The sequence below is a fragment of the Nostoc sp. genome, from assembly GCF_036917755.1.
Lineage (GTDB): Bacteria > Cyanobacteriota > Cyanobacteriia > Cyanobacteriales > Nostocaceae > Nostoc.
This window is the reverse complement of sequence record NZ_JBALFC010000092.1, coordinates 56615-82367: the sequence shown is the minus strand read 5'-3', so window position 1 is coordinate 82367 and position 25753 is coordinate 56615. Positions and strand designations below refer to the sequence as shown.

Sequence of the window (25753 nt, the reverse complement as noted above, 5' to 3'; positions counted from 1 at the left end):
GTACATAAGAACTAGCGAGGGAATTATACACGATCTGGAGAATCAGAATTATTTACCGCCTGTATGTGGACGGAAAGTAAGATTGAAACGCGAGCTAACCACTTTGTTTGTTTTCGGAACTTGGTGAAGGTGAGTTGATTGACAGCCTGGGTGCATCACAAGCAAGCTCCCGTGTTCGAGCCAAAAATCAGTAGGTTTGCCATTTCTCGGTTTAATTTGGAATTTGCGACATGACCCCAGGCTTACGGATGCGATCGCTGGCGATAGTCCCATTGAAGAATCAGTATCAGCGTGCCATCCGATTGAATCTTGTCCACTGCGGTACTGGTTGCCGATGACGATGCGGAACTTATAGCCAGTCAAACCAATTCGCAATTCGCAATTCGCAATTCGCAATTATTACCCTACCCATAAATGCGCTTGCTCTGAATATTGATAATACGTGTTTATTTTTTCCATAATTGAAATTATTTGCTCTGTATCCCAAATGAATAAATTTCCAAATTCCTCCATAATTGCGAACTGCGAATTGGTTTGGCATTCCCACTACCTCACCGATTTGTGTTGGGTTGAGAAATGCATCCTCTGCGGTATTAGTGGAAGCGATCGCAGTTTTTAATTCATCGGCAGCTGGCTTAAGTGCGGGGTTAACTTTGGTGGCGGCATTAACTGCTAACTGCGCGGTGAGGGATTTGTCTAGTCCAGCAAATTCTCCCAACATCATCGCTAGCTGTGCGGCTTCGTGGGAGGGGGCTAATGAATGTGTTGGTTCTTGCTGTTGTATCGGCTCTACTTGATTTGAGAGCATCACTTTCATTAAAGTTCTGTTGGCCCAGATGCGGAACTCGACAGACACCCATCGAGCTAAATCAATGGCGATTTCTGGGTGAATCCAAGTGCTTTGTTCGCTTCCATATCCCTGGATATCCATCACCAATAACGATATGAGGATCTTCATATCGTTAGAAAGTGCTTGCAAATACTGCTTTGTAGACTTGAGCTTCGTGTAGTCAGCTAAGAATTTCCCGTTAGCTTTGCACATCTGACTTGCATTCACGTAGCCCTTGGGTACAAGATATTTACCTATTTCCCCATCTTGGGGCATTTGGTTAATTTCTGAGTCGTGCCAAAAATGTGTCAACATGATTCATTCCCTGGCTATTGAACAAATAATTGATTCAGGTATTTACTCGCACTAAACTTTTTTCACCAACTAATGAGAAACGATTCGATATAATTGGTGTCTTAATTAACGTTGGTGACATCAATTCAATAAGGTAAAACCAAGATTTATGCACCAGCGCAATCCCCAAAATCAGCCGTTGCTTTGTTCCTTTATCGTGACCTGAAGATGACGTAATTGTGGATGGTTGGCGGCGACGCGCAGATGGCACTTTTGAGAAAGTTAAAGATAGGGAGGCAAAACAATGACATCTTTTATATGTGATCGAATTATAGATTTTGAAGCGAAGAATGCTTATGAAGCTGAAGATATTGAAAAGCTGATAGAACAGGTAAAAATTTCGGTCGCAGAGTCAGAAAATAGCAAAGTTGTGATTTTACTGAGAAATGCTCATTATCTGACTACCAGAGCATTTGTGATTCTTTACAACTATATTCAAAAACCTTTCTCGACAAATGCAGTTTTTGTATTGGTTTCTACCGATAAATCCCGAATATTCCCTCCTTTACTTGATTTAGTAGAGCATCGGCAACAAGTAGCTTAAATATCAACCTAGAGGTGGGTTTATGGACAAATCAACCCGTAAGAGCAAAAAATCCACCTCTGCTGCTTCTGATGATTCAAAAACACTCCCAGGACGCAATCAGAGCCTAAGCAGGTAAGGCACACTGGCGTTAATGGGAAGATAGCATGGGTAAACAAGTCCTGGAAAAGTGTCTCACAGTCAAGTCACAACCTGGAAACAAAATGTGAACTTCATCCTCTGTAACCTCGCAGCATTTATAGCGGTAATAGCTGCAATCTCTGAGGAAAGGATAGGCAAAGTGGACTGCCCTAAACTATCAAAAGCAATCGAAAGAACGGAACGAAAAGAAACGATATAAGAGTCTAGGGAAAAGGTCGAAAACCCTGGTAAGTAAGACGAGATACAGAATCCTCTTATATCGGGTAGGACAGAGCATAACTGCTCTGAGGTATTCAGAAAACGCGATTTGGAGCAAAGTATGATTAGGCACAGCAAAACTGCTAGTGAATCTTGGAAATCATTACCCTGGAAGAAATTTCGGGCGAACCTTTTCCGCTTGCAAAGGAGAGTGTTTAAAGCTGTTCGAGTGGGAGACAAGCACAAAGCTAAGTCTTTACAAAAGCTGATTCTGAAATCCAAAGCGGCTAGGTTTCTGGCAATTCGTCAAGTAACACAGCTAAATGCTGGGAAAAAGACTGCGGGAATCGATGGTAAAATCGCCTTAACTCATGAGGAGAGATTCACCCTCGAATTGCTACTAAGACAGCAAGACTGGTATCACAACAAACTCAGACAGATACCAATTCCCAAGAAAGACGGTTCCATCAGATACCTTAAAGTACCCACTATTGCGGATAGAGCCTGGCAAGCAATCGCAAAATACGCATTAGAACCAGCTTGCGCGTTGCAATTTTCCATGAACACAGCTATGGATTCAGAACGGGTAGAAGTACCCACGATGCCCAACAGCAGGTATTCTCAAACCTAAGTTCATCAGCCAACGGCATCACAAAAAGAATCCTTGAGCTTGACATTGAGAAATGCTTCGATAGGATAAACCACTCAGCCATAATGGTTAACTTGATTGCTCCCAGAGCATTGAAAACCGGGATATTCCGAGCATTAAAGGCAGGAATAAACCCAGAATTCCCAGAGCAAGGAACACCACAAGGCGGAGTAGTAAGTCCACTAGACATCTCCGAAAACTGCCCAAGTATCTCTGTGACTAACTTATAGGGTGCGATCGCCAGTGAGAGCAATCAGCTAGTTTCGACGAGAGAATAGGAGTTTGAGATGTTTGTTGTTAATAATCAGACAAAAAAACGTGGCTATGTGCATTCATTTTCTCTCAGGTAAACGCGTATATTTCTGCTGGTAATACAAGTGCCCCAATTCGGAATCTTACTACTCCACAAATTGTCAAAATTACCTCAGCATACTTTTTAGGATTTAACCGAAATCTTTCTTGAACAACTCGAAAGATTTTTACAGAACGAATTCGGTGTTCAACAAATACTCGGTTGGATGAAAACTCCTTGTTCTCTTTTTTCTGTTCACTTGTTAACTTTCCATTTCTTGGCGTTTAAGAAAGTGTGTCAATTAAATCTTCTCCAAGATATCCTAAATCTCCCTTAAATTTTTGTTTTGGGTCAAAGTTATCGCGGTTTTCTCGAAACAAAGTTATATCGCTTTTTGGTCCAGGTTCGCCAGCTACAATATCAACGATATCCTTGGCACCTGGTAAAATAATTATCTGACTTTTAAATGTATGTTTACATGCCTTGCCAGAGTAATATTTTTCTTGTTCTTTATTATCCACAGGTCTTTCCCTTACTTGTTCATAGCTATCTACAATTAATTCATAATCTGTAAGTATTTCTTTGACTACCATCAAGTCAGATTCGTTTTTTTTTACTTGTTCAATTAAACTGGATGGTAGCAATTCTCTGAGTATTGGCAACCAATAGTTAAATGTATCATTTGCGGTGGACTCACTCACATTAAACTGGATACCAAGAAGCTCAAATGTAGTCAGATGCCTGAGATAAACCAACGTTAAAATTATTTGTTCTTTGAGCGATAATTTTGGTTTACGACCTCCACCACCAGCAATAATTCTCACTTTTTTTGATTCTAATAACTCTTGTTTGTCATGGTGTAATCGCTCTGCATTTTGAATTAATTGTTGTAACTGTTCATACTCCAGACCAATTAACCGCTTTGTTCTTTTAGGATTCTCTTCAATATGATTCAGTATGTCGCTCATGTTTCTGTATCAAAAAAGCTCTTTAATGTTCTTTTACCACAGAATGTTACTATTTTGGAGATGTCTACTACTAGCCAACATCGCCCTAAACGGTATTGAGAACATTCACCAATACCACAAGGATAAAGGAAGAAAAATAACACCCAGAACGACAGTAAAAGACATAAGGAAAGCCTGTGTCAGATATGCCGATGACATGGTGTTCTTCCTAAGACCGGAAGACGATGAGAAAGAAATACTTGACAAAATCAGCCAATTCCTAGCAGAAAGAGGATTAAAGGTAAGCGAGAAAAAGACCAAGCTAACCGCTTCGACAGATGGGTTTGATTTCCTCGGCTGGAACTTCAAAGTCCAGCAAAACGGAAAGTTCAGATGTATTCCCTCAGAGGAGAATTTCAAAGCCTTCCGTAAGAAAGTAAAACACATCGTCAACAACTCGAATTATGGAGCTAAGGTGAAGGCTGAAAAGCTAGCACCAATAGTCAGAGGATGGAGGAACTACCACAAGTTCTGTAAGATGGATGGCTCTCGATTCTCACTATGGAATCTCAACCACAGAGCCTTTATGGTATTCAACAAGGAAACAAAACAGGATAATCACTCTAGTAGGAAACTAATAGAAAAAGCATTCCCTAAAGTTCCTTACTCCGAATTTGCCCACATCAAAGTCAAAGGGAATAAATCACCTTTTGATGGAGACTTAATCTACTGGACTGAAAGGAACAGTAAATTATACGACGGCATAACCTCAAAGCTATTAAGAAAGCAAAACCATACGTGTGGAAAATGTGGTTATAAGCTAACCTCTGAAGAGAGGGTACATTTACACCACATAGACGGTAATCACGAAAACTGGAAGGATAAAAATCTAACGGTTCTACATGAAAGTTGTCACGATTATATCCACATGGGCAAAAGGGAAATAAAGTAGATTTATTCTATCCTGCGCGAAAACCCGTTAACCAGTTAAGAAAGTGACTTTCACTTTCTGGGAAGGACAGAGCAAGTCTATAGAATTAACCCTCAAGGATATCGGGAGCCGAATGAGGTGAAAGTCTCACGTTCTGATCTAACTGAGAGGTGCGGAGCGTAATAGCTCCCATCGACTCAAACCAAGTCACCGCACGTTTGAAGATTATTGCCGCGTTCGCCCTTGGCGTTGGCGCAGCCATCGCTTTGGTCATAGTCGCCAAAAGTCAAATTATCTGATTGCAGCAGCTGATGTCTACGAGAATTTGACAACAATTTGTTGTCAAAATTTGCCGCCTGAAGATTTGACAACAAATGGATCACAAATTTTGCCCACTAGTGAAGGGCAAGTCCGACCCATTACAAAGCTAGAACCTCAAGAACAGTGGGAGGTGTGGCAAACAGCAGTAGAACTTGCTGGCGGTAAAGTGCCGCCAGCCAGAATTGTCAAAGATGTGGTGCAGCGCATAATGGAGCGAACGAAAGTATCAAACACCTACCAAACCGGCGAAGTCTGCCAAATCCTTGCAAAGGACAACCCAGAACTCAGGGGCAAAGGTGGCTGTTGGGGAATAGTTGTAAGAGTGAATGATTTTAGTTGCACTGTCAAAAGCTGGGATGGGGAGTATACCGTTGCCTTGCAGCACCTCAAATCTTACAACTACCTGCCTGCCGAATGTGAGCAGATGCAGGTGATTTGCGATCGCATCAGTCGAGTGTATTCCGATTCACTGGAGGAGACAGTCAAAAGTCTGTTGCAGTCGTTGGGGAAGCTGAATCGACCCTATCTTACTGCTGTGGAAGAGAAATTGTTGACGCTTCTGGAGTCGGAGTATGGGAGAATACCATGAATAATTTTGGCAATTTGGCATCCAACGTCTTTGGGTGGCAGTTTCAATGGAGATATCAACACAACGGGACAGTCAAGAAGTTGTACGAGGGATAGGGCAAAACTTTCCGCTTCTGGTGTCCCGTGCTACGCCAGTTGTCAAGCAAGGGCTGTAGAATCGCTCTACATAATTGATACAGCGCTCAACAGAGTTCAGTTCCTACTCTACAACTGGCTAGAAATGAACAAAACCAAATAAAACCTCAGAAGATGAAAGATGTAGATAGCTGGATTGCTGTATAGTTTGGGTTATGCCAGATTATAGTCTTAAGAGTTGCTCTATGATCGCTCTGCCTGGTATTGCTATCCAAAACAAAATATACGAAAGTTATAATTCTCTAGTATACCGGGGCATCAGAGAGGATGGAGTAGCGCTCATCGTAAAAATGCTAAAGCTTGATTATCCTTCTCCTCAAGAACTAACCCGCTATAGACAGGAATATAAAATTATCCGCTCCCTCACAGTGGAAGGAGTTGTCAAGGCATACAGCCAACAAGACTATCAACGCACTCTGGTGATTATCTTAGAAGACTTTGGGGGAGAGTCCTTAGAGCAATGGATGCACAAGCGCCCAAACATCTTCTGCCCCATGCCTTTATCGACTTTTCTTGGCCTTGCGATCGCTATAAGCGATATTCTAGGCAAAATCCATGCAGCCAATGTCATTCATAAAGATATTAACCCTGGAAACATCGTCCTCAATCTGGATACTGGCGTTGTCAAAATTATTGATTTTGGGATTGCCACCCAATTTAACCGCACGAATCCGACTTTCAAAAGTCCTCATGTTTTAGAAGGAACACTCGCATATTTATCTCCAGAGCAAACAGGACGCATGAACCGTTTGCTCGATTACCGCACCGATTTTTACTCCCTTGGTGTGACATTCTACGAACTTCTAACCGGACACCTGCCGTTTTCAACAACGGATATTCTGGAACTAGTCCATTGTCATATTGCTAAACAGCCTGTTCCACCTCACGAACTGAATGCAGCGATCCCTAAAGCCGTTTCAGATATCATTCTCAAACTGATGGCGAAAAATGCAGAGGATCGTTATCAGAGTACTTGGGGCATCAAAGCAGATTTAGAAATTGGTCTTCACCAGTTTACACAAACCGATAAAATCGATGGTATTCAACTGGGTCTTCAAGATGTTTCGGATCGGTTTCAAATTCCCCAAAAATTGTATGGGCGCGAAGCAGAGATTGAAGCATTATTAGCGGCGTTTGATAGAGTAGCAGGAACGGGGAATGAACAATTAAGACTGAAGAATCAAGAAAATTCTCAATTCAAAGTCGAGATGATGTTGGTATCAGGTTACGCTGGGGTTGGCAAATCAGCATTAGTGCAGGAACTCTACAAATCCATTACTGCAAAGCGCGGTTATTTTGTCTCTGGTAAATTCGATCAATTCGGGCGCAATATTCCCTACAGCGCGATCGCAAATGCCCTGCAAAAATTGGTACAGCAATTGCTCAGTGAGCCAGATAAGCAGGTGCAACAGTGGCGATCGCAACTGTTAACAGCTTTAGGAACCAATGGACAAATTATCATTGATATCATCCCGGAAGTTGAATTAATTATCGGCAAGCAGCCACCTTTACCAGAAGTTGGAGCAACTGAAGCTCAAAATCGCTTTCATCGAATTTTTCAGCAGTTTGTACGGGTGTTTTGTTCAGAGTCACATCCCCTTGCTATTTTCTTAGATGATTTGCAGTGGATAGATTCGGCAACGATTAAGTTAATCGAACTGTTGCTGTTGGATGAGCAAACCCAATCCCTATTTTTAATTGGAGCCTATCGAGATAATGAAGTAAATCCAACACATCCATTAGCATTAATGCTAGAAAGACTACGAAAAAAAGGGGCAGTGCTTCAGGAGATGATCCTGACACCATTAACCCTTGAACCGTTGAGTCAGTTGATTGCCGAGACGCTACATCGAAATGCAGACATTGTTCGTCCCTTGGCTGAGTTAGTATTGCGTAAAACTGAGGGTAATCCCTTTTTTGTCAACGAATTTTTAAAAATGCTGTCTAGCGAAAATTTATTGAGCTTTGATGCACAACACTTAAGCTGGCAGTGGAACATTGCTCAGATTCTAGCCCAAGATATTACTGATAATGTTGTGGAGTTGATGCTTCACAAGTTGAATAAACTGCCAGAAGTCACACAGCAAATTATTCAGTTAGCTGCTTGCATTGGTGCTGAATTTAATTTAGATACGTTGTCGATTATTTGTGAGAAACCAGCTGAAACGGTTTTCCAAGATTTACAAGCAGTAATGCAAGTTGGATTAATTCAACCCCTCTCTGAATTAAATGAGAACTTGCTAATTCAAGAGTATAAGTTTTTGCACGATCGCGTGCAGCAAGCAGCTTACGCTTTAATTGATGAGTCGCACAAACAAGTTGTTCATCTCCAAATCGGTCGCAATTTACTAGAAAAAACTTTGCCAGAACGGCTATCAGAGCGGCTGTTTGAAATTGTCGATCATTTGAATCATGGAATTGAGCTTGTCACAGATCAACCAGAAAGAAATGAAATTGCTCGATTAAATTTAATCGCAGGTCAGAAAGCAAAAGGTGCGATCGCTTATAGTGTAGCAAAAAAATATTTAGCGATAGGGCGAGCATGGCTGGCAGCTTCAAGCTGGCAAACAAACTATGATTTTACTTTAGAACTACATTCAGAAACTACAGAAGTTTCATTCCTATGTGGCGATTTTGCAGATGTAGAATCCTGGATGGCAATCGTTTTACAATCATCTAAAACGGTTATTGACAGCGTAAAGGTTTACGAAGTCAAAATTCAGACCTATATCGCGCAGGAGCAGTTATTGAAAGCGATCAATACTGGATTGCAAGTCTTACTGCAACTGGGGATCAGTTTTCCCAAAACGCATAAGCAGTCAGATATTCAGCTTGAACTTGACACAATCACATCACTCCTTAAGGAAAAGCGGAGCGAGGATTTGGTTCATTCGCCAAAAATAGCTGAACCAGACAAGTTGGCGGCGATGCGAATCTTATCAAGTATCATGATTGCTGCCCATCTTGCTGCCCCGGATATGCTGCCATTGTTTGCATCTAAACAGGTCAGTTTGTCAATCCAATATAGCAATGCGTTGGTATCTCCCTTTGCGTATGCCTTGTATGGATTCATTCTTTGTAGGACGGTGGGAGACATAGAGTCTGGCTACGAGTTTGGGCAGTTAGCTTTAAGGCAGTTGTCACGACCTGATACCCAAGCACTCAAAGCCAAAACATTGTTGAGCGTGAATATTTTTATCATTCATTGGAAAAAGCATTTTAGAGAAACATTGCAGCCATTACTAGAAGGCTATCAAAGTGGATTGGAAACAGGAGATTCAGAGTTTGCTGCTTACTGTGCTGAAGTTTACTGCTTGCAATGTGTCTTTGTAGGTAAGGAACTCGTGGAGCTTGAACGCGAGATAAGAATGTACAGCCAAATAATCCGTCAACTCAAACAGCAAGCAGCACTGACTTGGACTCAGATGCATCATCAGGTTGTCTTAAATTTGATGGAACGCTCGGTCAATCCTATCTGTCTAGTTGGTGAAGCCTACAATGAGGAGAATAGACTGCGACAAAATGAAACAGAAAATAATGGAACCTCAATCTTTTTCGTACATTTCTACCAACTTTTCCTGTGCTATTTATTTTATGAGTATTTCCAAGCAGTCGAAAACTCAATTATAGCGGCAGAGTATGTGAGCTACGTAGCATCGTCACCTCCTGTTCCTCTGTATTATTTCTATAGCTCTCTGGCAAGACTCGCAACCTATCTTGAAAGCAACACTCAAGCGCAGTTAGAAATTCTTAAAGAAGTTGCAGTTAACCAGGAGACAATGCAGCTATGGGCACATTATGCGCCCATGAATCATTTGCATAAATATCACTTAGTCGAGGCAGAGAAAGCACGAGTTTTGGGTCAGTTGCTTGAAGCAGAAGAGTTCTACGAGCAAGCCATTGAAGGGGCTAAAGAAAATGAATATGTACAAGAAGAAGCATTAGCTTATGAATTAGCAGCAAAATTCTACTTATCTCGTGGGAGAGAAAAGATTGCCCGAACCTATATGAAAGAAGCTCATTACTGCTATGAACGTTGGGGAGCGACGGCGAAGGTCAAGGATTTAGAAACTCGGTATCCGCAGCTATTTTCTCCATCATCGAGCATGGCTCATACGCGAATACCAAAAACTTCTATCGCCACCTCCAATAGCTCAGATATCGCTTTCGATTTAGCGGCAGTGATGAAAGCTTCCCTTGCTATTTCTAGTGAAATTGAACTGGAGCAGTTGCTTAGTTCCTTGATGAAGATATTAATCGAGAATGCTGGCGCACAAACCGGATTTTTACTTTTGGAAAACTCAGGAGAATGGGTAATTGAAGCTTCTGGTCAACTAAATGATGTGGCTGGCAAAAATATTTATTTTACAGAAGTATTGCAATCTATCTCAACGGCAAATTACCTGCCTGAATCAATTATTAATTACGTAATTCGGACTCATGAACCTGTGATCTTAAATGATGCAACTCGTGAGGGTAATTTTATTAATGAGCTATACATTCAACATAACCAAACTCAATCACTTCTGTGTTTACCACTGCTGAATCAAAGTAAGCTCGTCGGAGTGTTGTATTTGGAAAATCAATTAGCAGCTGGGGTATTTACACCGGAGCGAACGCAAGTTTTGCATCTGTTATCAACCCAAGCAGCCATTGCAATTGAAAATGCCAAACTCTACTCTAAACTACGGAAGAGCGAAAGTCAAATGGCTCAATTCCTGGAAGCAGTGCCGGTAGCAATTGGAGTCGTAGATACACTCGGTCGCCCTTGCTACGCCAATCAACAGGCAATTCAACTATTAGGCAAAGGGATTATTCCTGGTGCGACACCAGAGCAACTTGCAGAAATTTATCAACTTTATCTAGCGGGAACAGAGCAACCATATCCCATTGAGAACTTGCCAGTGATGCGGGCGTTGAAAGGCGATCGCACGAGAATTGACGATTTAGAAATTCGCCAAAACAATGCGATCGTTCCCGTTGAAGGGTGGGGAACTCCAGTATTTGACGAACAGGGCAATGTGATTTATGCGATCTCGGCTTTTCAAGACATCACCGAACGCAAACAAGCAGAGCAATTGCTAGCAAATTATAATCTTACCCTAGAGCAACAAGTAGCAGAACGAACAGCCGCTTTACAGAAAAGCGAGGCAGAACTGCGCGAGCGAGAACAGGAACTAAGATTGATTACCGACGCTCTCCCCGCTTGTATCTGTTATATAGATACAGATCGGTGCTATCGATTTGCCAACCGAACTTATGAGGAATGGTTTAGGCGTAGTCGAGATGAAATTGTGGGTAAGCAGGTTCGTGAAGTCATGAGCGAGGCAAGTTATCAAATTATTGAACCGTACATGAATCGAGCGCTAGCAGGGGAGATTATAACCTATGAGGCAGAAGTCTCTTTTCCGTTGGGCAAAAAGTATATTGCTGTCACCTCCATCCCCGATTTCGATCTCAATGCTCAGGTGAGAGGATATTATGGTCTGATTACAGATATTAGCGAACAGCGAAACGCTGCACTGCTTGAACGCAAACGCGCCGAAGAAGCATCTATTTTAGAAGAACGCAACCGTATGGCACGAGAAATACATGATACACTAGCGCAAGCTTTTACTAGTATCATCGTTCACTTAGATGCCGCCTCCCAGAGAATCACGCTCGATCCAGATGCTGCCCAGTCACACCTAAAAACGGGGCGTGTTTTGGCGCGTTCCGGGCTGGCAGATGCCCGTCGCTCGGTGGAAGCACTCCGCCCGCAAATATTAGAAGAAGGCGATTTGCATAGCGCACTCAATCGCCTCGCGGCTCAGATGTTTTCTCATACCTCAGTGCAGATTGGCTGCGAAGTGATTGGTGAACCATATACTTTGCCGAAAGAGGTGGAAATGAATCTGCTTCGCATCGGACAAGAAGCGTTGACCAATGCATTTAAGTACGCAAATGCAAGCGAAATCTGCGTTGAGTTGCGCTATGAGCCATCGCAGTTGATCTTGCAAATAAAAGACAACGGGCAAGGTTTTGAAAGCAGTAGTTTGTCGGTCGGTCGGGGCTTTGGGTTACTTGGAATCACCGAACGCGCTGAACGGATTAGGGCGGGATTGACGATTTACAGCCAGCTTGGACAAGGCACAGAAATCGTAGTGAGTTTACAAATGCCATGACGCACCCGCACCTCTCATTCTCTACACCAGGCTCCTCTGTTATCCGCGTCTTGATTAGCGACGATCATCCGTTTATGCGAGAAGGTTTAGCAGCCGTAATTGATTATAAACCAGATATGACCGTGGTTGGACAAGCCTGCAACGGGCGCGAAGCAGTAGAATTGTTCCGCCAGCATCAACCCGATGTAACGCTGATGGATTTGCGGATGCCTGAACTAAGTGGGGTTGAAGCGATCGCTATCATTTGCGCTGAGTTTGCCGACGCTCGGATCGTTGTCCTGACGACCTACGACGGAGACGAAGACATCTATCGGGGATTGCGATCGGGTGCAAAGGGCTATGTCTTAAAGGATGCAGAACCTGATGAACTACTGACAGCAATTCGGGCAGTTCATAACGGTCAAAAGTACATTCCTCCTGCCGTGGGCGCAAAATTGGCAGAACGGATAAATAACCCAGAACTGAGCGAGCGGGAATTGGAGGTGCTACGTTTGATGGCAAGGGGCAAGAGTAACTTAGAGATAAGCACTGCTTTATCAATTGCTGAGGGAACAGTCAAATTCCATGTCAAAAATATTCTGAGTAAGTTGGGAGTGGGCGATCGCACTCAAGCAATGATTGTTGCTCTAAAGCGCGGTATTATCACGCTTTAAGAATTTAGCTAAAGCAACAGATTCGTCTGTTGAGAGTATCAGATCATGTCCGCTTAATTAGTGATTATTCCGGGCATCTATGCAAAAACCTTAAAACTCTCTTTCCCCCTGCCCCCTACCCCCTGCGGTCTTAATGATAACTCTTTTACCAGACATGATATCACCTGCTCTTTAGGATAGGTTGCTCCTAGCCCTAAAAGTAAGTCAATCGCTATTATTAGGGGTAGTGCAAAGACTCCTCGCAGGGGATGCGACAAATGGGGAGAAATTCACATATTTTGAGAATAGAGAAACAACATTCAATTTACTACTCTTATTTTAAGCGTTTTCATCGCAACGATACTATCTATAGGCCGCATGAAAAAACGATGAGTCAGACAAGCGATGGTGACGGGCTGCTCATACCGATTTCAAAACACGATAACATCCAAGGAACAATAGATGCACAAACCATTTTAGTTAAATACGGTGACTATCAATGTCTTTCCTGTGGTGAGGTTCATAGGATGATTCAAGAGATTCAGCAACAGATCCAATTATGCTTTGTATTCCGCTATTTCCCGCGCATACACATTCATTTTCAAGCACAAAAAGCAGCAGAAGCGGCAGAAGCCGCCGCCGCGCAAAATAAGTTTTGGCAGATGCATAATCTCTTATTTAAGAATCAATATGCTCTTAACAATGGACATCTTCTAGAGTATGCCAATGAGATACAGCTTGATATCAATCGATTCCTTCAAGACATTAGCGGTTCGCCAGTGGCTTTCTGCTTATGCCCAATGGCTCAAGGCTCCACCACTTCCCCAGGTATCGGTTGAGGATGCTCTGCGAATTAGTGGTGCGGATGCTGTCTATTATGGTACTCAGATGCGAGGCGCATCGAATGCTTTGGCAAAACGCGAATTAAATTTTCAGCCTCGACCCTTGGAATGGATGGTTAACAGCACCGTGGCTCATGCCAGTTAAGAATTGAAGGGAGAAGAAAGATGAAGATTGCTCAATATGGAACAGCGATCGTAGTCATCCATGCGATCGTACACGGACTACACGGTTTAGCGCATGTGGAAATTCCAGTTCCCCTCTCAATACTTCAGAGTTTATTTGTGGGTATTGTGATTTATGCGATTCCCATCATTGCAGTCGTTTTACTTTGGACACAGTTTTACCGCATTGGTAGCTGGCTCTTGCTCTTTTCAATGGCAGCATCAGTCCTTTTTGGAATCTACAATCATTTGATCGTAATTAGTTCGGATCATGTGTCTCAAGTTTCCTTTGCAGGTTGGGGATTGCTATTCCAAATCACAGCCATTCTGACATTAATTGTGGATGGATTCGGCTCTTGGATTGGCATCTGGGCATTGAAAACTATTCAGGAACCAAAAAAGGTTATATGAATTATTTCGATCATTTTAACCCCAGTTGAGCTGCATTTATTTCTGATAGAGGTTGATAAAATATGTTTGATCTTGACCAAACTATTAAAGACCGACACTCAACACGCAAATTCTTATCCCAACCAGTGCCACGGGCTTTGCTCGATGAAGCCCTGACTCTAGCGCAGCTAGCACCGTCGAATTCAAACATCCAGCCGTGGCGGTTGGTGTTTGCCCAAGGTGGATGCCGCGATCGCTTGCAAGAGGCTTTGCTAAACCTTGCCAAGCAGCAGCCCAACGTCTCTCCTCTGCCTTCTGCCTTCCAGCATTACCGCCAGGAACTGGGAGCGCAAGTCTACGGAGCGATGGGGATTACTCGTGACGATAAAGCGAACAGACAGTTAGCCGTTCTGCATAATTACGAATTTTTTGGCGCACCAATGGTTGCTATTGTCTGTATGCACCAAGATTACAACTAGCAGTCAAAATGTCACGGTTAATTATTAAATTGACTCAGCCGGATGAAGAAAAACGTAACCAACTGCGAGATGTATATGGCAATGATGCCATGATGCTGATTGCAGTTGGACAGACGGTTGCAACAGAGTTTGCCACGATCGCAGCTGCTAATAACTACTGGCGGAAGTAATATCTCGAAATCGTCAAATCAGGAATTTGTTCTGATTCTAGAGGAATTCACCATGAAAGTTTTGATTCAAGCGATCGTCAGTTTTTTTGTATTTATTGTCGATTTCGTCTACGGTAATCGTTCTTACCCTCGGTTTTATGTGCTGGAAACCATCGCTCGCGTTCCTTATTTTTCCTATCTCTCGGTGCTACATCTTTACGAGACGCTGGGTTACTGGCGCAAAGCTGACTTGTTGAAAGTTCATTTCGCCGAAACCTGGAACGAATTACATCATCTGTTAATTATGGAATCAATGGGTGGCGATCGATCCAGTAGCGATCGCTTCGTCGCTCAACACATTGCAGTGGCGTACTACTGGGTGGTTGTCCTAATCTATATGCTGTTTCCCAAGTATGCCTACTACCTAATGGAACTTATTGAAAATCATGCTTACCATACCTATGACGACTACTTGAAAGCCCATGAAACAGAACTGAAAGCTCAAACAGCGCCCAAAGTCGCAATTAACTACTACCGTGATGGCGATTTATATATGTTTGAAGAAACCCAGTTTACATCAGATCATAAATTTCGCCGCCCGAAAGTGGATAATCTCTACGACGTATTCGTGAATATTCGGGATGACGAATGCGAACACGTCAAAACAATGCAGGCGCTCCAGCTACCAGAAGCACGGCAAACTTTCAAAAGTCCCCATACAGTTTTTGAACTGGTGGCGACTAGCATCGAGCAACAGGATTGATTCTATAGAGTTCCTATTTGATTTTTGAACAACTAAACCATAGGGAAAACTATGAAAACACTACTGAAAAGATCCACGCTATTTCTTGCTCTAACAACCTGTGTTTGGGCTAATTACTCCTTAAGAGCTTCTGCTGATTCTACTGCTGGCTTAATCCTCAGTATGAAATGCCAGGGTGGATACAATATCAATGTTTGGAAAAGGTATTCTTCGGGTGAACTTCTCTACCGTTCTACAAGTTCGCACGGTGATTTGAGTTTAAACAAAGGAACTAGCAAAGCGACAGAAGGCGTTCGAGTGTATAAGTTTCAAAGTGGCAATTATAAATACTGGGTATGGGACGGTACACTAGATAGCCAACAGTCTGGAACTTTAGAGGTGTATGAAAAGAATCATCTCTTAATGCGGCAGGCTTGTACAAAACGTTGATGGGGAAGTAAGCGCTGCTTCCTTGGGTGACTCAAACTCATATTTCCCCCTTTATTCCACAGTAGTTCTTGATGGGGTCATTTCCCTCTGTTTCCTGCCCCTGCCTCTTCATTGAAACCCCGATCAAGTTAGCTCTGACTTTTTCTCTTCCAACTATGAGCTATCTCAAAGAATTTATTGAGAAAAATTATCAGAGTAAAGGTAGTTTAAGGCTATGAGGATAGCAATATGGCTCTTACAAAAGTAAACACAAATATATCCCTTGTGGAAACTCTTGCTAAACTCTACCTGGAAGGCAAACCAGCCGAGATTTCTGACGAAACCATCACTCAACTTTGTGACTGGCTCATGGGTGAGTTCCACCAATTGCCCTTAAATCTGCAATTTTCAGATTATATGCGTTACAACAATGCCCAAGAAATGTTTGCTGATATTGAACTTCAGCAGCTTTGGGTATCCGCCAATAGTTATGATTCTAGCGTGTATCCGAATCCGATCTATGGGTTTATTTTTCAGGGAATGCACGATTACGACCATTACTTGACGAATAGCAACTTCAGCCTGGAAGGGGAAATCGCGGCTTACAATTTCGCGGCAAAACGTGCGCCTTCTTTAGATATCCAAAAGATTCTCTACTCCGAAATTGTGCTGCGATCTGCCGCCTATCTTTATCTAGGATATGCAGCTACTCCTAAGATTGTTTTTCCATGAGCAATGATCTTGCATTTCTGCACACATGAAGTTGAAAGAATCATTGTCCACGACAATTTTTATCGGCTTTTTAGCAACGAGCTATTTGCTATTTGTAGTGGCGTTGTTGCACGAATAGAGAGAATGAGTGTTGCTGCTTGGCTTGATTACAAATCTGCTCACTTTGTGGAGCCAATCAAAAATATAGCGTTGAATAAAAGTCTTAGTTGCAGTTATTGAAGTAGTTGAATACACAAGCAAGGATATCATGGCTCAATACGATTATGTGGTGATTGGTGCTGGTTCAGCAGGCTGTGTCGTTGCCAATCGTTTGACAGAAAATGGTGAAACAACCGTGTTGTTGCTCGAAGCAGGGAATCCAGTAAATAAACCTGAGATTCAAATTCCTGTAGCTTGGCCAAGCTTGCTAGGAACGGAGGTTGATTGGGCTTACTGGAGTGAACCAGAACAACACCTCAATGGGCGGAAAATTTTGTGTTCGCGTGGCAAAGTCACTGGCGGCTCTAGTTCACTCAACGCCATGATATACATTCGAGGCAATCGCCACGATTTTGACCGTTGGCAAGAACTCGGCAATTCCGACTGGAGTTACGAAAAGGTATTGCCTTACTTCAAAAAATCAGAAAACCAGCAGCGAGGCGCGTCCGAATTTCACGGTGTTGATGGAGCTTTGAGCGTCACCGATCCGATCGCGCCTGCTGTCATGTCAAAGCAATTTATCGAAGCAGCAGAGCAACTCGGCTACGATCGCAATCCCGATTTCAATGGCACACAACAAGAAGGTGTGGGACTATATCAATTAACTATTAAAGACGGGAAGCGGCACAGTGCCGCCGCCGCATTTCTACTACCAATTTTTAATCGTCCTAATTTAACGGTTCAAACTGGTGCATTAGTTACTCGAATTTTGTTTAAAGGAACTTCCACAATTGGGGTAGAATATCTGCACCAAGGAACGCTGCAACAAGTTTATGTCAATCAGGAAGTGATTTTGTCGGCGGGTGTATTCGATTCTCCTAAACTGCTGATGCTTTCTGGAATTGGGAATGCAGAGCATCTGCTCCCGCTCAACATTCCTGTGGTTGCTGATTTACCCGGTGTAGGTGAGAACTTGCACGATCACCCATTGGTTGCTGTTGGCTACAAGTCTACCCAAGCGCTACCCGCGATCGCACCTACCAGTAATATAGTCGAAGCTGGGCTATTTCTGCATAGCGGTAAAAGTAACGAAGTTGCACCAGACTTACAGTTTCTCTTTAGCCCAGCTCTGTTGTCTCCAACCCTTACCCATGAAGTTTCGGGAGCCACATTGGTTGCTTGCCTGATCAAACCTCAAAGTCATGGTACTGTGACGTTGCGCTCAACAAATCCGCTTGATCCAGCTGTTATTCAAGCGAACTATCTTCAGTGTGAGACTGATTTACAAGTGCTGGTAGAAGCCATTAAAATCGCCCGTCAACTTGCTCATTCTGCTGCCTTTGATAAAGTATTGGGAGAGGAAGTGGCTCCCGGTAAAGATATAACCAGTGATGAAGCAATCGCTGCTTACATTCGACAAACGGCTAATACCTATTGGCATCCTGTGGGTACGTGTAAAATGGGCAACGATGTACTGGCGGTGGTTGATGCTCAACTCCGAGTTCACGGAATTGAAGGATTGCGCGTTGTCGATGCCTCTGTAATGCCAACTATTCCATCTGGAAATACGAACGCATCTACAATCATGATTGGTGAAAAAGCAGCCGACTTAATTAGATGTGGGTTTGCAGATAAGATGAAATTCTGACAACGAATTTATAAGGGTTCCAGGCAACAATATTCGTGCATAAAGTCCATCATTCATCAACAACAGCATTAATGCTTGTTCTCGTAGATGCTTGTCCGCACTTTCTCTGACGGCTTGTTGCAAACTTTCTTGTTGACCCTGTGTGAGAAAACCTCTAGCTGGCATGGCAGTAAATGCAATACTTATCCAATTTCCATTTTATGCAAATTAAAAGTACAACAGCTTAATTCGGGAATTACTGCGTTCTTTACAGCACTTCCGGCAGCTATGAGGTACATCCTAAAAGCTGAAAGCGATGATAGGAGAGGGACAAGGAGAAAACTATATTGCATAATAGCCGGAAGCGCTGTAAAGGTTAACAACGCCGAAGTATTAGAAATTTCGCCGGATTCTGAAGTTTCAGAATTAGCTGGGCTTCAAAAATAAGCCAATTAATGAAGAAAAGGATATTGCACGACTGTTCTATGTCATCTGCACTCAAATGATGCTTGAGGAATTAACAGTCAACTGGTCTATATCGAATGGCAAATCAAGCCATCCATTCAGTCCACTGTGGAGCATCTGTCACCAATTGAGCAAAGTTGTCTGGGCTAGCATCCTCAAACTCCAGCATCATACCAACCCAATACTGCTCGGTTAAGCCTCTTTTGGACAAAACGCCTCACCTATTGGGACTTAGACAAAAAACACCCATAAAAAAGCCTCAAATCTATATACAGAGAGACTTTGACATCGTTTTGCTTGGTTGATTGATATATCTGGGTTTGAGCCGTTTTTGAGCATTTGGTGTATTTCCCTTACCCTGCATGGGTTTGAGGCTTGTTTATCCCGAAAAAATGTTTAAGTCCCGCTATGAGGCAGTACCAATTGTCTTGCCAACCAGTACGGTGCGAGCTTCCGTGAAACCAAGTAGTATTTTGAACCTAATAAGTAAAGTGGTTAATAGTAAGCCCCACTTTCTCAGCCTATCCACTCCACCCAATCGGGCGCATCTGCCACCAGTTGAGCAAATTTGTCTGGGTTAAGGACATCAGGACGATACCGCCATAACTGTTGAGCGCATTCTGTAGCCGATTGCGAGACATCATGAAATACACCAAACACGGCATCAAAATGATAGCTGGAAATGTCAACCCCTGTACTGAGACTGGGAGTAATTAAAAAAGCATCGATATCAAGAATAGCAATGTTAATCTCCCTGATGAAAATCACATTTTCTTCACTGCCACTGTTCTCGGAATGAATAGCCCACACCCTTAACTTGCGGTCTTCGGCTGATTCCGGTGTTTCGTCGGTATCATCTATCGATGTCCCGTCATTCAAAGCGCGTTCCAACTTCTTGATAAACCGCTTGCTGTCGCTGACCATCACGGTCTTGCCAGTCCCCATGTCAGAAGCCAAACCAACTAACCCAGATTGAGGCAAGGAGCGGATGACCGTGGAAAGATAGCGGGTATTGACTATTACATTGGGTTTGAATTTGCGAAGCCCCCTGGCGCGATCAATGAAAAATCTTTGGTTTAACTCGCTGACTCTCAAGGCATCAGCAATCATCGTGCTGACTGCTTTATCAGCTTTTTTCCCCAGTGCCACAACCCAATCGTCAATTCCTTTTTCGGGGCCAGGCAGCAGCGCTACTTCACACTCTCCAGCAAGTTGGAGAATCACTTGACAGGTACGACGAGTAGCACTAAAAACCTGCTGTTTGGTTTTGGGTTTGGTTTCGTAGTCGAAGAGAATAACGAATTTCCGCTTGGGTTGAGCCATTGGGACTAAATCGGGGTGCAGGTATTCCAAGTCTTCCTTGCCAACCCGACCGTTCCAGATTCCAGGGAGTGCGATCGCTACATACCCTAAAGTTAGGAGACAAGCAGCCTTCTTTTCTCCCTCCGTAAGGCATACCGGGATTTCGGGTGAGCCATTAGCCAAGCCCAAAACCCTAAAGCTTCACCATCTTCGGTAACGGTAATATGTTCTGGCATCGGCACGTCATACCTCAACGACCAATTCGCAATTCGCAATTCGCAATTATTACCGTACCCATAAATGCGCTTGCTCTGAATATTGATAATACGTGTTTATTTTTTTCATAATTGAAATTATTTGCTCTGTATCCCAAATGAATAAATTTACAAATTCCTCCATAATTGCGAACTGCAAATTGCGAATTGCGAATTGTTCGGTCAGGGGTTTCAAAAACACGCTATTGGAGTAAATATAGTCACAGCCTTTGTCACCGTACAGGCATTCCAGGCGGGGGACGGGTAGAGTTTTACCCAACATCCTGATTTGATTTTGCTGCCACTCCAATTTCAAGCAGTGTTGGTAGAGTGAGTTTGCTTGTTCAAGACTTAAGAAATCAGGGTAGTAAGTGACTGGTAAAACTGGTGCTGATTCATTGAATAAATTAAGTTGTTGCATGATAGGAAAGTTGTTATTTTTGATGAATGAAAAAACTGGTGTACGTTCGCTTTAACTTTTCACGATTACCCGTGGCTTCTTAGTAGCGAAAGCCCCCGCAATTTTTAGTGCAGCAGTCGGGTTTGGGTGAGCGAAAAATTCTTCAATCGCCTTGGTCAGCCCATCTGCAACAATTGGGTCATGGCAAGCGTAAACATAGACTGACTGCTGAGTACCGTTGACTAGCCGCATCTCCTGACGCTCTCCCAGTTGCGGGTAAAATGTGCTAACCCAAGTACCGAGATGACCGCGATAATGCGAACCGCTTAAGGGGACTTTCTTTCCCAGTTCGCTTTCAGCAAAATTGACCACGCCCATCCATTTTTCTTTGCTACCGATTACGACTTGTTGATTGTGTTGGGCTAAGAGATTAGCGGCGAAATCTTGAAAATGCTGCTCCATGTATGGGTTGAGTCTGCCCCCCGTGAGTTCAGCTAAAGTCTTCATCGCCTCTACCAAAGTTTGTAGGCGCTGCTCAACCGGTGGGAGGGCAGGCGCAGTGAGAATGTCAACTTTTGGTGTAATATTAGGTACTCCTGCAATTAGCTCTAAGATGATGGTACGCACGATTGCAGCTATTTCCGATTCAGTGAGCAACATTGCGATGCGGAGTGTTCCAGAAGGTGAAAATACCCTGGCTTGTGATGTTCGGGATGGTAGACCCAATGTGGAGCGACCATCAGATAAGTCTTTACCAGTTAATTTTTTGGTTTCGTTAGCCTGAAACTCCTTACTGTTTATCTCGTATATATGCTTAATAGCTGGTATAGAAGATTGAAAGTACTGGGCTAACTGTTCAACTGTGGCCCATCCCTCCCCATTCCAAAGAGCGAACACTATTGCCTTTGCTTTGTTTAAAACTTCTTGGGCGCGTGAATCATCTAGGTTAGAAAGTGCAGAGGTTCTTAGTGATGGAGACTCGACTAAAACACTTTGATTTAAAGGTAAACTCATGTTGACTCCTAACTGAATTTCAAAACTTTAGACTTTCACCCGCATCAAACTTTTTTCACCGACCAGTGAGAAACGACTCTCATTAGTCGGTGATTTAGTTAAGGTTGGCGACATCAATTCAACAACGTAAAACCAAGAATTATGCACCAGCGCAATCCCCAAAATCAGCCGTTGCTTTGTTCCCTTGTCGTGAGAACAGAGGATTACTCTTTCGCCCAAAACAAAAGCAGGTTTTTGTACAGTGATGACTTCTAATTCTCCAGTCCCGATGATTTGGTTTTGTGTAGCGTGAAGTATTTCATTACGGCAATCAATTGAATAAATCCAACATTCGTGTTTCCATTGCATACCGCAGCAATAACCGAATGTTCTTGTGGTTCGCAGGAAAACCCTCTCCAGTAAATTAACTGCAACAGGTGAAATTGTTTGTCCCCAAGGTGGGGAATTGGGGGACAATGGCATTGCCCAGAGCGATCAACTGTTGTTTGTGTTGTCTTCTGATGGCTTGGTATTCTGCCCAGAGTTGGCGATATTCTTGTTGGCAATAGAGCGTAAGCGCTGCAATTTCTCTACGACTGAGCCGACTGAAGCTGGGGACTGTGGATGCACATAGCCAATCTGTAAGTCCTGCGTGGGTAAGGAGACATCTGTCCAACCTTGGGGAAAACCCATCATCGCCGCTACTAGATGTACGTTGAGCGATCGCTCTGGCTCCGTATTCAACTGAGTTGTGACTTTGTGATGATCTCTAGAAGTTGCAATGATTACCGCCGCCGACAGATGCAGCGTTTGCCCCGGTTTGTGTGTACTTGTACCAGGATGTTCCCCGTCTTGGGCTTTGGGAGTTGGTAGCAATAATCCAAACTCGTTCTCGCAAGTGGACGGCTCCCACTTGGCTTGCCGAAACAATTCCTCATTCGACATCGAACCCCAACGAGGTAAACTGCCAGAGTATGGAACGGAAAAATTCACTTCCCTCAGCAGTGAGCAGTCCGGGAACGTTTTCCACAATCGCCCAGTGCGGTCGAACACAGCGAAGGATTCTTTTGAATTCCCCGAAGAGGTTACGCTCGTCTTTCGATGCAAGGCGTTTTCCGGCGAGGCTCAAATCAATCAGCATTTCACCACTGTTGTATAAGTCTGTAATATGCTGCTTGATTGCCGACTCGGAGAGTCCATCAGGAATGATTTAGGTGCGCTTCGCTGGTGATTTTATCTACTACTGTGACGATGACTTTCATGGTTTAATTCCTCTGGTGTTGAGAATTCAGGAGTCAGGAGTCAGAAATCAGAATTATTCTGCATTCTGAATCCTGACTTCTGATTTACACTGCTCCAGCTTTTGCAGTTTGCAACTGTTGCATTCATGTTTTGATTGCCGTTAGGGACTAGCAGGAAAATAAAGTACCAGCTAAACAGGGACGATAGTAATATCCCATTTGGGTAATGTTTCAGAACGTTGCCATTGGGGTTGATACTGTTCTAACTCTTGTGAAAGAACCTTAATTCCTTTTTCATAAGTGGTTTCAACCAGATGTACAATGGGTGCAATACCTTTCCAAGTCATATTAGAAGCCCAATGTAGTGCGGTTTGAACAGAATCTAAAATCGCGCCATTCCAATAGTTTTCTTTCATCAGCCCAACACCGCTCTATGGGATTGTACTTGCTATGGTATGGAGGGTAATAAATCAGTCGGATTTTGAGATTAATTGCTTGAGATAACTCAACCATGCGTTTGATAAATTGTGTGCGGTCACTGCGAGTCGCCGCACCGCCATCGAGATCAATCACCCATTCATCGAGTTCAAGGTAATTGTGTTGATTCTCACGCCACCAAGCGGTTAAACAATCGACAATAAAATCACTAGTTTCAGCCGACTGACCGAAGTAAATTGATAGCTGCTGGCTGTGTGTGTTGAGAATACCAAAGGGAACTAAGACTTCTTGCCACTGAGTATCATGATCATCCGCCGCTTTTGCCTCCAGTGTCCGGGCTTTACCGCCTCTAGAAAGGTTCCCAATCTTCACTTTGGCTTTAGTATTAATAGACACTCTCAACGATTTGGAATTCTCATCTGATGCCTGATTCTCCCGGAACACATTCTCAAATATGGCATCTGTTTGGGGAATCTTTTTCAAGGGCTTGGTTTTTTGTGTTTTTTTAGGCGATACCCTAAGCCATTAAGAATCGTCCCCAGGGTTTGGCGAGAGGGTAATTCGCTCTGGTCGTATCCCTTTTCACTCAACAATGCCTCTCTTACTGCTCTGGCACTAATGCGCGCATACAGAAAGGTTGATTGAAATTTTGGGTCGGCTTGAGCTTGAGCATCTACCAATGAACGAATATCCGATTCTAAATTGGGTAGAATCTCAACACTTTTGTGTCTTCCTCTTGCCTGATAGTTATCTACACACACTATCCCCGTCCGCCGTTCATCCAAGCCAAGTTGTACACAGGAGCGATTCCACCCCAACACTGTTTCTGCTTTGCGGGCTAAACTATCGAAGTAATCTTCGGTGACTTTTGCCATGAAGTCTCTTTTGCGACTGCCAGTTAGTTTTTTGGCTGCATCTTTAAAGGTAGATTTGATAGTGTCGGTCAGCATAACTTGAGGGATTTCCATTCTACAGATTTAGTGGGGGCTGATAGATCCGCGCTTCCTAAATATTCTAGAATGGCTGGTACTTTATTTTTTCGCAAGTCCCTTACAGGCACAACTGTCTCTAGAAAATTAATCTCAGTAGACATTCGTGTATCATCATTGAGGTGTCAATTGTCGTTAGAGTTTTTTTCCCTTGAAAAAGCATAAATCTTCTATGCCTCGAAAAACCCCACCTTTATCCCACTCGACTGTTACAACTCCACTGGCTCTCTCTCAATTACATATACGCTTACAGTTTCTAGAAAAATCACACCAATCGCTACTCAAGCAGATTAAGAGAAAACGGACAGAGCTGAATAACTTTGTTGAACAGATGCGAATTTTCACCACAGAAATCTTTCATAAAGCCAGTCCTAGCTTCCAAAAAATGGCTGAGTTAGACCAGGATATTCATACTCTTTTTGAGGAAATTTTCACTACTAGAAAGTTTGGTAAACAAACCTTCAAAAATATAGAAGCAGTTTACCTTCAACTCCAGTTGACAGGAATCATTAGTCAAAAAACCAATGGCAAACAATTTTCAACAGAGCTAGACGAATTGTTTGACAACCCCGAACCAGAATCAGATTTTTGTAGGGAAACTGCTAAAGGTCGCTATCAACATTGGCAAACACAAGAATCTGTAGAAGAATCTCATGGTGAAGCTAGAACAGAAGATAAGAGAAAAATTCGTGAAACATTTCTGAGGTTAGCTGAAATCTTCCACCCTGACAAGGTAAAAGACAGCGAGACACAGACATATAATACAGAAATTATGAAATCAATTAATCAAGCCTACCAAGAGGCTGATTTGGCAAGACTTCTAGAAATTGAGCGACTTCACCAAGTGGGAGAAATTATTGATCTTAATAGCGAAGATGATTTAACTCGAAAATGTGGAACTATAGAACAGCAAAATCAAATTCTCCTGACTCAATATGAAAACTTGAAACGGGAACTACGTTTGGCAAAAAATACTCACGTTGGAACGATGGTTTCTGATTCTCGCAAAGCTGCTAAGAAAGGCATTGATGTTATGGCTTTGATGGTAGAAACGATAGACAATCAAATAAATGTTGTTTCTCAAATTCGGGATTTTGTCAAGGACTTTAGAGAACAGAAGATCACTATCAAAGAATTTCTTGGTGGCCCACCAACTCTACGCTCCTTAGACGACGAAATTATGTCAGATATTCTTGAGCAGATGTTGTCAGAATTAATGAGATAGTAGTTTTTTCGGAAAAAGTTTTCGCTTTATT

Annotated in this window: 26 protein-coding genes and 3 pseudogenes; 15 read left to right on the top strand and 14 right to left on the bottom strand. The window is 43.0% G+C overall.

The features are described from left to right. Nucleotides 1-48: 48 nt before the first annotated feature. Genes V7L05_RS20110 through V7L05_RS20100 form a run of 3 tightly spaced genes read right to left on the bottom strand, consistent with a single transcriptional unit; the run spans nt 49 to nt 1394 of the window. Nucleotides 49-375, bottom strand: a complete 327-nt coding sequence (locus V7L05_RS20110) for an alpha-ketoglutarate-dependent dioxygenase AlkB family protein (protein WP_335166567.1) — start codon at nt 373-375, stop codon at nt 49-51. Next, nucleotides 350-1144: a KilA-N domain-containing protein gene (locus V7L05_RS20105; RefSeq protein WP_335166566.1), complete on the bottom strand. Its 795-nt coding sequence runs from the start codon at nt 1142-1144 to the stop codon at nt 350-352. The genes V7L05_RS20110 and V7L05_RS20105 overlap by 26 nt, the downstream gene beginning before the upstream one ends. A gap of 34 nt (nt 1145-1178) precedes the next feature. Further along, entirely contained in the window at nt 1179-1394 is a 216-nt protein-coding gene (locus tag V7L05_RS20100; RefSeq protein ID WP_335166565.1) for a DUF1392 family protein, read from the bottom strand. Nucleotides 1395-1427: 33 nt separating this feature from the next. Between V7L05_RS20100 and V7L05_RS20095 the strand changes: the two genes are divergently transcribed. Both V7L05_RS20095 and V7L05_RS20090 read left to right on the top strand, forming a co-directional pair. Then, nucleotides 1428-1727 (top strand): hypothetical protein, encoded by a 300-nt coding sequence (locus V7L05_RS20095; protein WP_335166564.1) that lies wholly within the window; start codon nt 1428-1430, stop codon nt 1725-1727. A 460-nt stretch (nt 1728-2187) separates the two neighbouring features. After that, nucleotides 2188-2900: pseudogene (locus V7L05_RS20090) on the top strand (reverse transcriptase N-terminal domain-containing protein); the annotation flags it as partial. A 157-nt stretch (nt 2901-3057) separates the two neighbouring features. On the opposite strand, the pseudogene V7L05_RS20085 reads toward V7L05_RS20090, so the two are convergent. Continuing rightward, a pseudogene (locus V7L05_RS20085) lies at nt 3058-3975 on the bottom strand (transposase family protein). Between the two features lie 67 nt (nt 3976-4042). On the opposite strand from V7L05_RS20085, the pseudogene V7L05_RS20080 reads away from it, so the two are divergent. Continuing rightward, a pseudogene (locus tag V7L05_RS20080) lies at nt 4043-4906 on the top strand (group II intron reverse transcriptase); the annotation flags it as partial. Nucleotides 4907-5082: 176 nt separating this feature from the next. Here the strand turns inward: V7L05_RS20080 and V7L05_RS20075 are convergent. Further along, nucleotides 5083-5268, bottom strand: a complete 186-nt coding sequence (locus tag V7L05_RS20075; protein ID WP_335166562.1) for a hypothetical protein — start codon at nt 5266-5268, stop codon at nt 5083-5085. A gap of 5 nt (nt 5269-5273) precedes the next feature. On the opposite strand from V7L05_RS20075, the gene V7L05_RS20070 reads away from it, so the two are divergent. From V7L05_RS20070 to V7L05_RS20020, 11 genes are all read left to right on the top strand, one after another. Then, nucleotides 5274-5795 carry a hypothetical protein gene (locus V7L05_RS20070; protein WP_335166560.1) on the top strand — a complete coding sequence of 174 codons (522 nt, stop codon included), beginning with the start codon at nt 5274-5276 and terminating at the stop codon, nt 5793-5795. Between the two features lie 319 nt (nt 5796-6114). After that, entirely contained in the window at nt 6115-12093 is a 5979-nt protein-coding gene (locus V7L05_RS20065; RefSeq protein WP_335166558.1) for an AAA family ATPase, read from the top strand. Then, a complete protein-coding gene (locus V7L05_RS20060) occupies nt 12090-12746 on the top strand; it encodes a response regulator transcription factor (protein ID WP_335166557.1) in 657 nt (218 codons plus the stop codon). Before V7L05_RS20065 ends, V7L05_RS20060 begins: the two co-directional genes overlap by 4 nt. 368 nt (nt 12747-13114) lie before the next feature. Then, nucleotides 13115-13564, top strand: coding sequence for a DsbA family protein (locus V7L05_RS20055; protein ID WP_335166555.1), 450 nt, complete (start codon nt 13115-13117; stop codon nt 13562-13564). A gap of 168 nt (nt 13565-13732) precedes the next feature. Next, entirely contained in the window at nt 13733-14140 is a 408-nt protein-coding gene (locus tag V7L05_RS20050; RefSeq protein WP_335166553.1) for a hypothetical protein, read from the top strand. 62 nt (nt 14141-14202) lie between these two features. Continuing rightward, nucleotides 14203-14598, top strand: coding sequence for a nitroreductase family protein (locus V7L05_RS20045; protein ID WP_335166551.1), 396 nt, complete (start codon nt 14203-14205; stop codon nt 14596-14598). An 8-nt stretch (nt 14599-14606) separates the two neighbouring features. Beyond that, nucleotides 14607-14768, top strand: coding sequence for a hexameric tyrosine-coordinated heme protein (locus V7L05_RS20040; RefSeq protein ID WP_335166550.1), 162 nt, complete (start codon nt 14607-14609; stop codon nt 14766-14768). Nucleotides 14769-14820: 52 nt separating this feature from the next. Continuing rightward, entirely contained in the window at nt 14821-15510 is a 690-nt protein-coding gene (locus V7L05_RS20035) for an alternative oxidase (protein WP_335166548.1), read from the top strand. A gap of 51 nt (nt 15511-15561) precedes the next feature. Then, a complete protein-coding gene (locus V7L05_RS20030; protein ID WP_335166546.1) occupies nt 15562-15939 on the top strand; it encodes a hypothetical protein in 378 nt (125 codons plus the stop codon). A 228-nt stretch (nt 15940-16167) separates the two neighbouring features. Next, nucleotides 16168-16650 carry a hypothetical protein gene (locus V7L05_RS20025; protein WP_335166544.1) on the top strand — a complete coding sequence of 161 codons (483 nt, stop codon included), beginning with the start codon at nt 16168-16170 and terminating at the stop codon, nt 16648-16650. 247 nt (nt 16651-16897) lie between these two features. Further along, a complete protein-coding gene (locus tag V7L05_RS20020; protein ID WP_335166542.1) occupies nt 16898-18436 on the top strand; it encodes a GMC family oxidoreductase in 1539 nt (512 codons plus the stop codon). Nucleotides 18437-18965: 529 nt separating this feature from the next. Here V7L05_RS20020 and V7L05_RS20015 read toward each other — a convergent pair. The 9 genes from V7L05_RS20015 to V7L05_RS19980 all read right to left on the bottom strand — a co-directional run bounded on the left by V7L05_RS20015 (nt 18966) and on the right by V7L05_RS19980 (nt 24458). After that, a complete protein-coding gene (locus V7L05_RS20015; RefSeq protein WP_335166540.1) occupies nt 18966-19091 on the bottom strand; it encodes a hypothetical protein in 126 nt (41 codons plus the stop codon). Between the two features lie 305 nt (nt 19092-19396). Continuing rightward, nucleotides 19397-20365: a DUF3854 domain-containing protein gene (locus tag V7L05_RS20010; RefSeq protein ID WP_335166538.1), complete on the bottom strand. Its 969-nt coding sequence runs from the start codon at nt 20363-20365 to the stop codon at nt 19397-19399. Nucleotides 20366-20908: 543 nt separating this feature from the next. Then, on the bottom strand, nt 20909-21850 hold the full coding sequence (locus V7L05_RS20005; protein ID WP_335166537.1) for a hypothetical protein: 942 nt from the start codon (nt 21848-21850) through the stop codon (nt 20909-20911). A 27-nt stretch (nt 21851-21877) separates the two neighbouring features. Then, on the bottom strand, nt 21878-22306 hold the full coding sequence (locus tag V7L05_RS20000; RefSeq protein WP_335166536.1) for a DUF1392 family protein: 429 nt from the start codon (nt 22304-22306) through the stop codon (nt 21878-21880). Between the two features lie 18 nt (nt 22307-22324). Further along, entirely contained in the window at nt 22325-22822 is a 498-nt protein-coding gene (locus tag V7L05_RS19995) for a hypothetical protein (protein WP_335166534.1), read from the bottom strand. Next, nucleotides 22764-22970, bottom strand: a complete 207-nt coding sequence (locus V7L05_RS34805; protein ID WP_442937876.1) for a DNA cytosine methyltransferase — start codon at nt 22968-22970, stop codon at nt 22764-22766. The genes V7L05_RS19995 and V7L05_RS34805 overlap by 59 nt, the downstream gene beginning before the upstream one ends. Nucleotides 22971-23261: 291 nt before the next feature. Beyond that, a complete protein-coding gene (locus tag V7L05_RS19990; RefSeq protein ID WP_335166532.1) occupies nt 23262-23417 on the bottom strand; it encodes a hypothetical protein in 156 nt (51 codons plus the stop codon). A gap of 1 nt (nt 23418) precedes the next feature. Then, nucleotides 23419-23991: an ISAzo13-like element transposase-related protein gene (locus V7L05_RS19985; protein ID WP_335166531.1), complete on the bottom strand. Its 573-nt coding sequence runs from the start codon at nt 23989-23991 to the stop codon at nt 23419-23421. Continuing rightward, a complete protein-coding gene (locus tag V7L05_RS19980) occupies nt 23988-24458 on the bottom strand; it encodes a hypothetical protein (RefSeq protein ID WP_335166529.1) in 471 nt (156 codons plus the stop codon). Before V7L05_RS19980 ends, V7L05_RS19985 begins: the two co-directional genes overlap by 4 nt. A 211-nt stretch (nt 24459-24669) precedes the next feature. On the opposite strand from V7L05_RS19980, the gene V7L05_RS19975 reads away from it, so the two are divergent. Then, nucleotides 24670-25722, top strand: a complete 1053-nt coding sequence (locus V7L05_RS19975; protein ID WP_335166528.1) for a J domain-containing protein — start codon at nt 24670-24672, stop codon at nt 25720-25722. Nucleotides 25723-25753 lie beyond the last annotated feature (31 nt).

Bases quoted from the DNA above. Each gene is read 5' to 3' on its own strand.
- V7L05_RS20020 (WP_335166542.1), top strand. From the start codon at position 16,898: ATGGCTCAATACGATTATGTGGTGATTGGTGCTGGTTCAGCAGGCTGT.
- V7L05_RS20030 (WP_335166546.1), top strand. From the start codon at position 15,562: ATGAAAACACTACTGAAAAGATCCACGCTATTTCTTGCTCTAACAACC.
- V7L05_RS19980 (WP_335166529.1), bottom strand. From the start codon at position 24,458: ATGCTGACCGACACTATCAAATCTACCTTTAAAGATGCAGCCAAAAAA.
- V7L05_RS20095 (WP_335166564.1), top strand. From the start codon at position 1,428: ATGACATCTTTTATATGTGATCGAATTATAGATTTTGAAGCGAAGAAT.
- V7L05_RS20055 (WP_335166555.1), top strand. From the start codon at position 13,115: ATGAGTCAGACAAGCGATGGTGACGGGCTGCTCATACCGATTTCAAAA.
- V7L05_RS20065 (WP_335166558.1), top strand. From the start codon at position 6,115: ATGATCGCTCTGCCTGGTATTGCTATCCAAAACAAAATATACGAAAGT.
- V7L05_RS20105 (WP_335166566.1), bottom strand. From the start codon at position 1,144: ATGTTGACACATTTTTGGCACGACTCAGAAATTAACCAAATGCCCCAA.
- V7L05_RS20005 (WP_335166537.1), bottom strand. From the start codon at position 21,850: ATGAGTTTACCTTTAAATCAAAGTGTTTTAGTCGAGTCTCCATCACTA.
- V7L05_RS19975 (WP_335166528.1), top strand. From the start codon at position 24,670: ATGCCTCGAAAAACCCCACCTTTATCCCACTCGACTGTTACAACTCCA.
- V7L05_RS19990 (WP_335166532.1), bottom strand. From the start codon at position 23,417: ATGACTTGGAAAGGTATTGCACCCATTGTACATCTGGTTGAAACCACT.
- V7L05_RS20035 (WP_335166548.1), top strand. From the start codon at position 14,821: ATGAAAGTTTTGATTCAAGCGATCGTCAGTTTTTTTGTATTTATTGTC.
- V7L05_RS34805 (WP_442937876.1), bottom strand. From the start codon at position 22,970: ATGCTGATTGATTTGAGCCTCGCCGGAAAACGCCTTGCATCGAAAGAC.
- V7L05_RS20040 (WP_335166550.1), top strand. From the start codon at position 14,607: ATGTCACGGTTAATTATTAAATTGACTCAGCCGGATGAAGAAAAACGT.
- V7L05_RS20045 (WP_335166551.1), top strand. From the start codon at position 14,203: ATGTTTGATCTTGACCAAACTATTAAAGACCGACACTCAACACGCAAA.
- V7L05_RS20025 (WP_335166544.1), top strand. From the start codon at position 16,168: ATGGCTCTTACAAAAGTAAACACAAATATATCCCTTGTGGAAACTCTT.
- V7L05_RS20050 (WP_335166553.1), top strand. From the start codon at position 13,733: ATGAAGATTGCTCAATATGGAACAGCGATCGTAGTCATCCATGCGATC.
- V7L05_RS20060 (WP_335166557.1), top strand. From the start codon at position 12,090: ATGACGCACCCGCACCTCTCATTCTCTACACCAGGCTCCTCTGTTATC.